The organism is Kitasatospora sp. NPDC101176 (assembly GCF_044768035.1).
Classification (GTDB): domain Bacteria; phylum Actinomycetota; class Actinomycetes; order Streptomycetales; family Streptomycetaceae; genus Kitasatospora.
Genome location: NZ_JBIWPA010000007.1, coordinates 78,134 through 86,004 on the forward strand (window position 1 = coordinate 78,134; position 7,871 = coordinate 86,004).

The 7,871-nt window shown below is 76.5% G+C and carries 6 protein-coding genes and 1 pseudogene; 3 read left to right on the top strand and 4 right to left on the bottom strand.

The genetic code is table 11. The features are described 5' to 3' along the window. Positions 1–118 precede the first annotated feature (118 nt). The 3 genes from ACIRS1_RS13430 to ACIRS1_RS13440 are packed head-to-tail and all read left to right on the top strand — an operon-like array spanning position 119 to position 4,642. On the top strand, positions 119–3,238 hold the full coding sequence (locus ACIRS1_RS13430; RefSeq protein ID WP_402839048.1) for an adenylate/guanylate cyclase domain-containing protein: 3,120 nt from the start codon (positions 119–121) through the stop codon (positions 3,236–3,238). Continuing rightward, complete coding sequence (locus tag ACIRS1_RS13435) at positions 3,235–4,101, top strand: S8 family serine peptidase (protein ID WP_360210342.1); 867 nt, start codon at positions 3,235–3,237, stop codon at positions 4,099–4,101. The genes ACIRS1_RS13430 and ACIRS1_RS13435 overlap by 4 nt, the downstream gene beginning before the upstream one ends. Then, positions 4,085–4,642, top strand: a complete 558-nt coding sequence (locus ACIRS1_RS13440) for a GAF domain-containing protein (protein ID WP_360210340.1) — start codon at positions 4,085–4,087, stop codon at positions 4,640–4,642. The genes ACIRS1_RS13435 and ACIRS1_RS13440 overlap by 17 nt, the downstream gene beginning before the upstream one ends. A gap of 27 nt (positions 4,643–4,669) precedes the next feature. On the opposite strand, the gene ACIRS1_RS13445 is transcribed toward ACIRS1_RS13440, so the two are convergent. The 4 genes and pseudogenes from ACIRS1_RS13445 to ACIRS1_RS13460 form a co-directional block, all read right to left on the bottom strand. After that, positions 4,670–5,560 carry a virginiamycin B lyase gene (locus ACIRS1_RS13445; protein ID WP_402839051.1) on the bottom strand — a complete coding sequence of 297 codons (891 nt, stop codon included), beginning with the start codon at positions 5,558–5,560 and terminating at the stop codon, positions 4,670–4,672. A gap of 113 nt (positions 5,561–5,673) precedes the next feature. Further along, complete coding sequence (locus ACIRS1_RS13450) at positions 5,674–6,567, bottom strand: AI-2E family transporter (RefSeq protein WP_402839053.1); 894 nt, start codon at positions 6,565–6,567, stop codon at positions 5,674–5,676. Positions 6,568–6,785: 218 nt separating this feature from the next. Next, the gene (locus ACIRS1_RS13455) at positions 6,786–7,460 is read right to left on the bottom strand and encodes a peptidoglycan-binding protein (RefSeq protein ID WP_402839287.1); all 675 of its coding nucleotides are present in this window, start codon (positions 7,458–7,460) and stop codon (positions 6,786–6,788) included. Then, positions 7,434–7,703: pseudogene (locus tag ACIRS1_RS13460) on the bottom strand (peptidoglycan-binding protein); the annotation flags it as partial. The pseudogene ACIRS1_RS13460 and the gene ACIRS1_RS13455, both read right to left, overlap by 27 nt. Between the last annotated feature and the right edge of the window lie 168 nt (positions 7,704–7,871).

Here is a 7,871-nt window from a genome sequence, read left to right on the forward strand (position 1 = left end):
CACCCCGACGACGCACCCGGATCCGACAGCACTCCCGCACCGCGAGGGACCAGGGCTTGTCTGACAATTCGCGGCGCGGCGGGAATTGTCAGACGAGCCCTAGCGAAGGACTGCCACCATGCCCTGCCCACAATGCGCCCAACTCGCCGGCACGAACGATCAGTTCTGCCCCTCCTGCGGCACCTCCCGGGCCGCCGCCCTCGACCTGGCCGCCGAGGAGCGCAAACTGGTCACGGTGGTCTTCTGCGACCTGGTCGACTCCACCGCGCTGTCCGGCGCGCTCGACCCGGAGACGCTGCGCGAGGTGATCCTGCGCTACTTCGAGCGGATGCACCGCCAGATCGAGTCGCACGGCGGCACATTGGAGAAGTTCATCGGGGACGCGGTGATGGCGGTCTTCGGCGTCCCGGTGATCCGCGAGGACGACGCCCACCGGGCACTGGCGGCCGCCCTGGCCATGCTGGAGGACCTCGAGGACCTCAACACCGAGCTGGACGCCACCCTCGGCGTCCGTCTGGACGTCCGGATCGGCGTCAACACCGGCCAGGTGGTGGCGGGTTCGGACGCGTCGGCGCGCCAGGCACTGATCTCCGGCGAGACGGTGAACATCGCCGCCCGGCTGCAGACCCAGGCCGCGCCCGGCCAGGTGCTGATCGGCCCGCAGACCCTGCGCGCGGCCGGCCCGGCCGCCCAGGTGCACGAGGTGGGCCCGCTGCGGCTCAAGGGCAAGGCCGAGCCGGTCACCGCCTACCGCCTCGTCGGGCTGGACGAGGACGACCCGGAGCTGCTGCGCCGCTTCGACGTCCCACTGGTCGGCCGGGAGCGCGAACTGGCGCTGCTGGACGCCGCGTTGGCACGGGTGGCGGGCGGCCGGGGCGCCGAGCTGCTGCTGGTGGTCGGCGAGGCCGGGATCGGCAAGACCCGGCTGGTGCGCGAGTGGCAGGAGCGGGTGGGCCGGCGTGCCGCCCGCTGCGGCACCGGGCGCTGCCGCAGTTACGGCGAGCAGGGCGTGCTGACCCCGCTGGCCGAGGCCGTCCGGGCCCTGCTGGACGACGGCGCCGGAGCCGCCGCACCCGCCGAGGCGCTGGCCCGGCTGGAGGACGCGGTGGCCCCGGAGGTGGGAGCGGCCGAGTCCCTGGACCGGCTGGCGGCGATCCTGCGCGGGCGCACCGTCGAACGCCCGGCCGTCCTGGTCCTGGACGACTGCCAGTGGGCCGGTCCGGTGCTGCTGGACGCCGCCGAGCGGCTGGTCGCCGCCCTCGGCGCGGCCCCGGTGCTGCTGCTGTGCCTGGCCCGTCCGGAGCTGCCCGCCTCCCGCCCGGAACTGCCGGCCCTGCCGGTCGGCGGTCTGTCTTGGGACGAGTCGGCTCTGCTGGCCGCCCAGCTGACCGAGCTGAGCGCCCACCAGGACACCGTGCCCGGCCGGCTGCTGGAGCGGGCCGAGGGCAACCCGCTGCACCTGGAGGAGCTGCTGGCCGCCCTCACCGAGGCGGACGGCCCTACCCTCGCCGAGGAGCTGCCGCCCACCGGACGGGCACTGCTCAGCGCGCGGATCGACGACCTCGAACGGGACGAGCGCACCACGCTGGACCTCGCCGCCGTGCTCGGCCGGGCCTTCCGCGCCGCCGAACTCGCCGGGCTCGCCCACGGCGGCGCCGACCAGGACGCCTTCGCCGATCCGGAGGACGACGTCTTCACCGGCCCGCTCGACGGCCTGCCCGGCCTGGCCGGCGGCAGCGGCGACGACACCCCGCCGCGGCTGCACGCCGCGCTGCAGCGGTTGGCCGAGCGCCGCCTGGTCGAACCGGCGGGCGACGGCTACCGGTTCAGCAGCGGTCTGGTCCAGGAGTCGGTGTACCAGTCGATGTCCAAGCGCGCCCGCGCCGAGCGCCACGAGCGGGCCGCCGACCTGCCCGCCGTCCGCGCCGCCGGGGGCGCCGCCGTCGGCGACCACCTGGAGCGGGCCCACCGCTACCGGCTCGAACTCGGTCTGCTGGACGCCCGGACGGACGCCCTGCGCACCCGCGCGGCGGCCACCCTCGGCGCCGCCGGCGCCCTGGCCCTGGAGCACGCCGACCTGCCCGCCGCCACCGACCTGCTGGAGCGCGCCGTCCGGCTGCACTACCCCAACGAGCGCGGCGCCGGTCCCGTCCTGCGCCGCCTGGGCGAGGCCCGGCTGGCCCTCGGCCGGGCCGAGGAGGCCCTGCCCGTGCTGGCGCAGGTCCGGGACGCGGCCGCCGACCCGCTGGACGCCGCGCACGCCCGGCTCGCCCTCGCCGCCCGCGGCCTGCCGCCCGGCCCGGAGCAGCCCGCGGCCACCGCCCGCGCGGTGCTGCCGCTGTTCGCCGGCGCCGGGGACGACCTCGGCCAGGCCCGGGCCCGGCTGCGGCTGGCCGAGGAACACCTGCTGGCCGGCCGGCACACCGAGGCCGACCGGCTGCTCGACGAGGCCCTCGGCCACGTCTCCCGCACCGACGCCGAGCTGGACCGGGCCGCGGTGCTGGCCGCGCTGGCCGCCTCGCTGCTGGCCGGCCCCGAGCCCGTCCCGAACGCCACCTTCCGGCTGCGCGCCCTGCTCGCCGAGCACGGCGCCGGCCGGCGGACGGTCCGGGTCGCGCTGGACGGCCCGCTGGCGGTGCTGCTCGCGCTGCGGGACCGCCCCGGCGAGGCCGAGCTGCTGCTCGCCGAGGCCAACGGCCTGGCCGGCGAGCTGTCGCTGGCCGACGCGATGATCTCGCTGCCCGCCCTGACGGCCCAGGCCGCGGCGGCCACCGGCCAGACCAGGCAGGCCCTGGAGCTGCTCGCCGACGCCGCCGAGGTGGCCCGCCGGCTCGGCTCGGCCGCCCCGCTGCCACGGCTCGCCCTCACCACCGCCCGGGTCCTGCTGGACACCGACCGCCCCGGTCAGGCCGCCCGGCACCTGGAGGGCGTCGACGCGACGGCCGCGCCGGCGCCGGTGCTGGCGATCGAACTGGACGCGCTGCTCGGCCGGGTCGCCGCCGCCGCGGGCGAGGCCGGCCCGGCGCTGGAGCTCACCGCGGCCGCCGTGGCCGCCGCCGAGCGCACCGAGTCGCTGCTGCTGCAGGCGCTCACCGCGCTGGACCGCGCCCACGCGCTGCTGCTGCTCGACCGGCCGGCCGAGGCCGCCGCGGCGGCGGCCACCGCCCGGGACCGCTTCGCCGCCAAGGGACACCTGCCGGGCGTGCGGCGGGCCGAGCGGATCGGGGGCGCCCGGTGAACGGCCCGGCCGGCCTCACCTGGAGCCTGCGCGGGCGGTCCGCCGCCGACCTCCCGGTGCTCGCCGACGGCGACGACACCGGGGAGGGCGGCACCCGGGAGGGCGGCACCGGCAAGGGGGTGCGGGTCTGCGTGGTGGACTCCGGGGTCGAACCGGACCACCCGCTGGTCGGCCCGCTGAACGGGTCCTGGGCGGTGCTCAAGGATCCGGTCACCCGGGAGCTGGTGGTCCGCCCCGACGCCGCCGGCGACACCTGCGGCCACGGCACCGCCTGCGCGGGCATCATCCGCCGCACCGCCCCGGACTGCGAGCTGTACAGCGTCCGGGTGCTCGGCGAGCGTTTCACCGGCACCGGAGACATGCTGATCGCCGGGCTGCGCTGGGCCGTCGGGCAGGGCTTCGACGTCGTGAACCTCAGCCTCTCCACCACCCGGACCCGTTTCCTGGAGGAGCTGCACGCGATCGCCGACGACGCCTTCTTCGCCCGCACCGCGATCGTCGCCTCCGCGCACAACACGCAGGTGGAGAGCTATCCGTGGCGCTTCTCCTCGGTCATCTCGGTCGGCAGCCACCAGGAGGACGACCCGGCCCTGCACCTGTACAACCCGGCGCCGCCCGTCGAGTTCTTCGCCCCGGGCCAGAACGTCCGGGTGCCCTGGCTCGGCGGGGCGACCATCCGCACCACCGGCAACAGCTTCGCCACCCCCTACGTCGCCGGGCTGTGCGCCCGCATCCTGTCCGGCCGGCCGAGGCTGACGACCTTCCAGCTGAAGAGCGCGCTCTACCTCACCGCGGCCAACGTCCAGGTCGGCCCCCGCCCGTCCACCCCCCTCACGGAGGCGCCCGATGACCCTCAGCACTGACCCCGCCGTCGACCCGCTGGCCCGCGAGCTGCTGCAGTCCGTGGTGGACGTGGCCCGGGCGATCTTCGGCGCCGAGGCCGGTTCGGTCTGCCTGCTCGACGAGGCCGCCGGCGAGCTGGTCTTCCAGGCCGTCTCGGGGCGCGGGGAGGAGGCCCTGGTGGGCCGGCGCTTCCCGGCCGGGCGCGGGATCGCCGGCTGGGTCGCGGCCTCCGGCGAGCCGATGGTGGTCGACGACCTGGGCGCCAACCGCACCTTCGACCGGGACTTCGCCGAGTCCACCGCCTACGTGCCGAACGCGCTGATGGCGGCGCCGCTGACGCACGGCAGCAGGGTGCTGGGCGTGCTGGAGGTGCTCGACCCGGCCCCGCAGGCCCGGGCCAGCCTGCCCGAACTGGACCTGCTCGCACTGTTCGCCCGGCAGGCCGCCGCCGCGCTGCGGGTGATCGCCGAGCGGGCCCCCGCCCCGGCGGCCGGCCCCGACCGCGCCGCCGCCCTCGGCCTGCTCGCCGACTTGGAGGAGCTGCTGCGCCGACAGCCGTGAGCCGGCCGCCCGGACGCCGTCGGAGCGTCAGTCCCGCGCGGTCAGCCGGGCGACCTCGCCGCGCTCCAGGGCCGCGTACACCGTGCCGTCCGGTCCGACGGCGATCCCGTGCGGTTCGGCGTCCGGGCCGGGCAGCGGGTGGCCGTCGAGCCGGCCGTCGGGGGCGAGCACGCCGATCCGGCCGGCGGCCCACTCGGTGAACCAGAGGCGGCCGTCCGGGCCGCAGGCGATCGCGTGCGGCCGGGCCGCCCGGTCGGCCAGAGGGTACTCGGTGACCTCGCCCTCGACGGTGATCCGGCCGACCAGCCCGCCGCCGATGCCGACGTACCAGAGCGCGCCGTCCGCCCCCGCCGTGATCCCCACCGGTGCGGTGCCCGCGGTGGGCAGCGGGTGGACGGTGACGTCACCGGCGACGCCGATCCGGGCGACGGCGTCCGCCCGGTTGAGCGTGCACCACAGGGCGCCGTCCGGCCCGGCCGTGATCAGCGCCGGGAAGGCCCCGGTGAGCGGCAGCGGGTACGCCGTCAGCTCGCCGTCCACGGTGATCCGCCCGATCCGGTCGGCGTCGGGCTCGGTGAACCAGAGCGCCCCGTCGGGCCCGGCGGCGATCCCGTACGGGCCGGAGCCCTCCCCCGGCAGGGTGTGGGAGCGCGTGGTCCCGTCGACGGCGATCCGGCCGATCCGGCGGTCGCGCATCCGGGTGAACCAGAGCGCGCCGTCCGGGCCCGCCGTGATCACCGACGGGCCGCAGTCGGGTGCGCCGAGGTCGTGGCGCTCGACCGTGCCGTCCGCCGCCAGCCGGGCGATCCGCCCGGAGTGCACCAGCGTGCACCAGACGCCCCCGTCCGGCCCCACCGCGATCCCGTACGGTCCGGCCCCCGCCTCGGCGACGCCGATCAGCTCCGTGGTCCGTGCCATGCCACCCCCTCCAAGTTATTGCGACTATCGTCGCGTTATGAATCCTCGCACGCATCCGGGGGCCACCACAAGCGACTTGCCCCCCTCTCGCCGTCCCCCCTACTCGCCGCCCCCTACTCACCGCCCGCCGAACGGCGGGCCGTGCGCGGCCCCGGCACCCCGCGCAGCACCGAGACGACCCCCACGCCCGCGGCGCAGATCGGCACCGCGAGCGCCACCAGGCCGATGGTGATGAAGGTGGCGTCGATCAGCGCGATCAGTGTGGTGCCGCGCATGAAGCCCGCCATCGCGTCGAAGGCCCGCTCGGCGCAGGCGACCACGGTCCCGGCGCCGCGCTCGGGCAGGTAGGAGCGGATGGCCTCACCGGTGCGGTGGCCGTCCCGCAGGAAGAAGAACACCAGGGCGAGCGCCAGCACCCCGCCGGTGGCGAGCTGGGTGAGCAGGCCGAGCCCGGAGAGCACGCCGCTGGTGAGGGCGGAGAGCAGCGAGTTGGTCTCGCCCTTGGCGTTGTCGAGCGCGCGCTGGACCTTCGCCCCGGACGGCCCGAGCCAGTCGGCGATCCGGCGCCCGGACTCCTGCAGCGAGTCGGCGATCTGCGGGGCGCTGTGCACCAGGGAGTTGACCAGCAGGGCGATCACGCCGCCGACGAACGCGACCAGCACCGCACACGTCAGCCCGGCGGCCAGGCCCCGGCCGACGCCCCGCCGGACCAGCCACGGCACCACCGGGTAGAGCAGCGAGGCCCCGAGCAGCGCCACCACGACGGGCACGGTCGCCGCCCGCAGCTCGACCAGGGCGAAGACCACCAGCGAGGCCACGGCGATCAGCAGGATCACCGCCGCCGACCAGGCCGCCGCCTGCCGCAGCACGGGCGGCAGCATCAGGTACGGCCGGCGCGGGTCCGGCCGGCCGCCCGGGGCCCGGCGCCGGTCCTGACCCTGGCGCTGGTCCTGGTCCTTGCCCCGGTCCCGGTCCCGGTCCGGTACACCGTCTGACGGGCGCTCCACGGACACCGCCACCTCCGCCGGGGGATCGTCGATGAGTCCGAACCGCCCCATCTCAGCAGATGATCAGATGGAATGGCGGTTTTGTCCCCCTGGCGCGCCCCCGACCTCCGGAGCCCCGGACGCACGGAAACGCCCGGGCGGCCCGGCCGGGGATCCGGCCGGGCCGCTCGGGCCTGTCTTCCGACCCGCGTCACGGGGCGGTACCGCCGCGTCGGCGGTCAGTTCATGAAGGTCACGTCCCAGTGGCTGCCCTCGTTGGCGTAGATGTTGCCCGAGGCGGCGGTCCACAGGTCGGCGCCGTCACCGCGGGTGCCGCTGTGGGTGAAGGTGCCGTGGATGTAGTTGGTGAGGCAGCCGGACATGCCGAAGTCCAGCTTGTAGCCGTTGCCGTGGCTGTAGGTGCCGCTGGCGTGGCCGGTCTCGGTGCCGCCCGTGATGTTCAGCGGGCAGCTGCCGATCGAGCGCTTGAGCGCGATGGCGCCGTCCGCCGAGGCGCGGCGCAGCCCGTCGAAGGAGGTGCAGCTGCTGCTGCCGCGGTCGGAGCAGTTGCCCGAGGAGGACCAGGTGATCCCGGCGGACGAGAGCATCGAGGCCGCCTGCGACTGGGTGAGGGTGGTGCCGGTGCCGCCACCGCCACCGGTGCTGCCGCCGCCGGAGAGCAGGGCGCCCCAGGTCGCCGGGCCGACGATGCCGTCGATCGGGTTGAGGCCCGCGGACTGCTGGAAGCCCCGGACCTTCGAGTCCGTGCCGGCGCCGAAGTCGCCGTCCACGGCCAGCCCGGCGCCGTGCGCGTTCAGCTGGACCTGGAGCGCCTTGACGGCGTCGCCCTTGTCGCCCTTGCGGACGGTGACGATCAGCTTGGACCAGGTGTCGGGGCCGACGACGCCGTCCACCGGGCTGAGCCCGGCGGACTGCTGGAAGCCCTTGACCTTGTCCTCGGTGCCGGCGCCGAAGGCACCGTCGGCGCCGGTGGCGAAGCCGTGGGCGGCCAGCAGGTACTGGACGGTGGTGACGTTGTCGCCGCGGTCACCGTTGCGGACGGTGGGCCAGCTCGCGGCCTGCGCGGCGGGCGCGACCAGCAGGGCCGCGAGAATCGCGGCGAACATCGCGGCGACCACGGCCGGGATGCGCTTCATGACGGTTCCTCACTGGGTGTGACGGAGGGGGAGGGAGGGCGGAGCCGTGGGCGGCGGGGGGGGGGGGGCCCCCCCCCCCCCGGCCCCGGGGGGGGCGGGGCGGGGGGCCGGTTTTGCCACCCCCTGGCGGCCAGGTGCGGGGGGGTTGTGGAGGGGGACCCCCGGGTA

Bases quoted from the DNA above. Each gene is read 5' to 3' on its own strand.
- ACIRS1_RS13430 (WP_402839048.1), top strand. From the start codon at position 119: ATGCCCTGCCCACAATGCGCCCAACTCGCCGGCACGAACGATCAGTTC.
- ACIRS1_RS13440 (WP_360210340.1), top strand. From the start codon at position 4,085: ATGACCCTCAGCACTGACCCCGCCGTCGACCCGCTGGCCCGCGAGCTG.
- ACIRS1_RS13445 (WP_402839051.1), bottom strand. From the start codon at position 5,560: ATGGCACGGACCACGGAGCTGATCGGCGTCGCCGAGGCGGGGGCCGGA.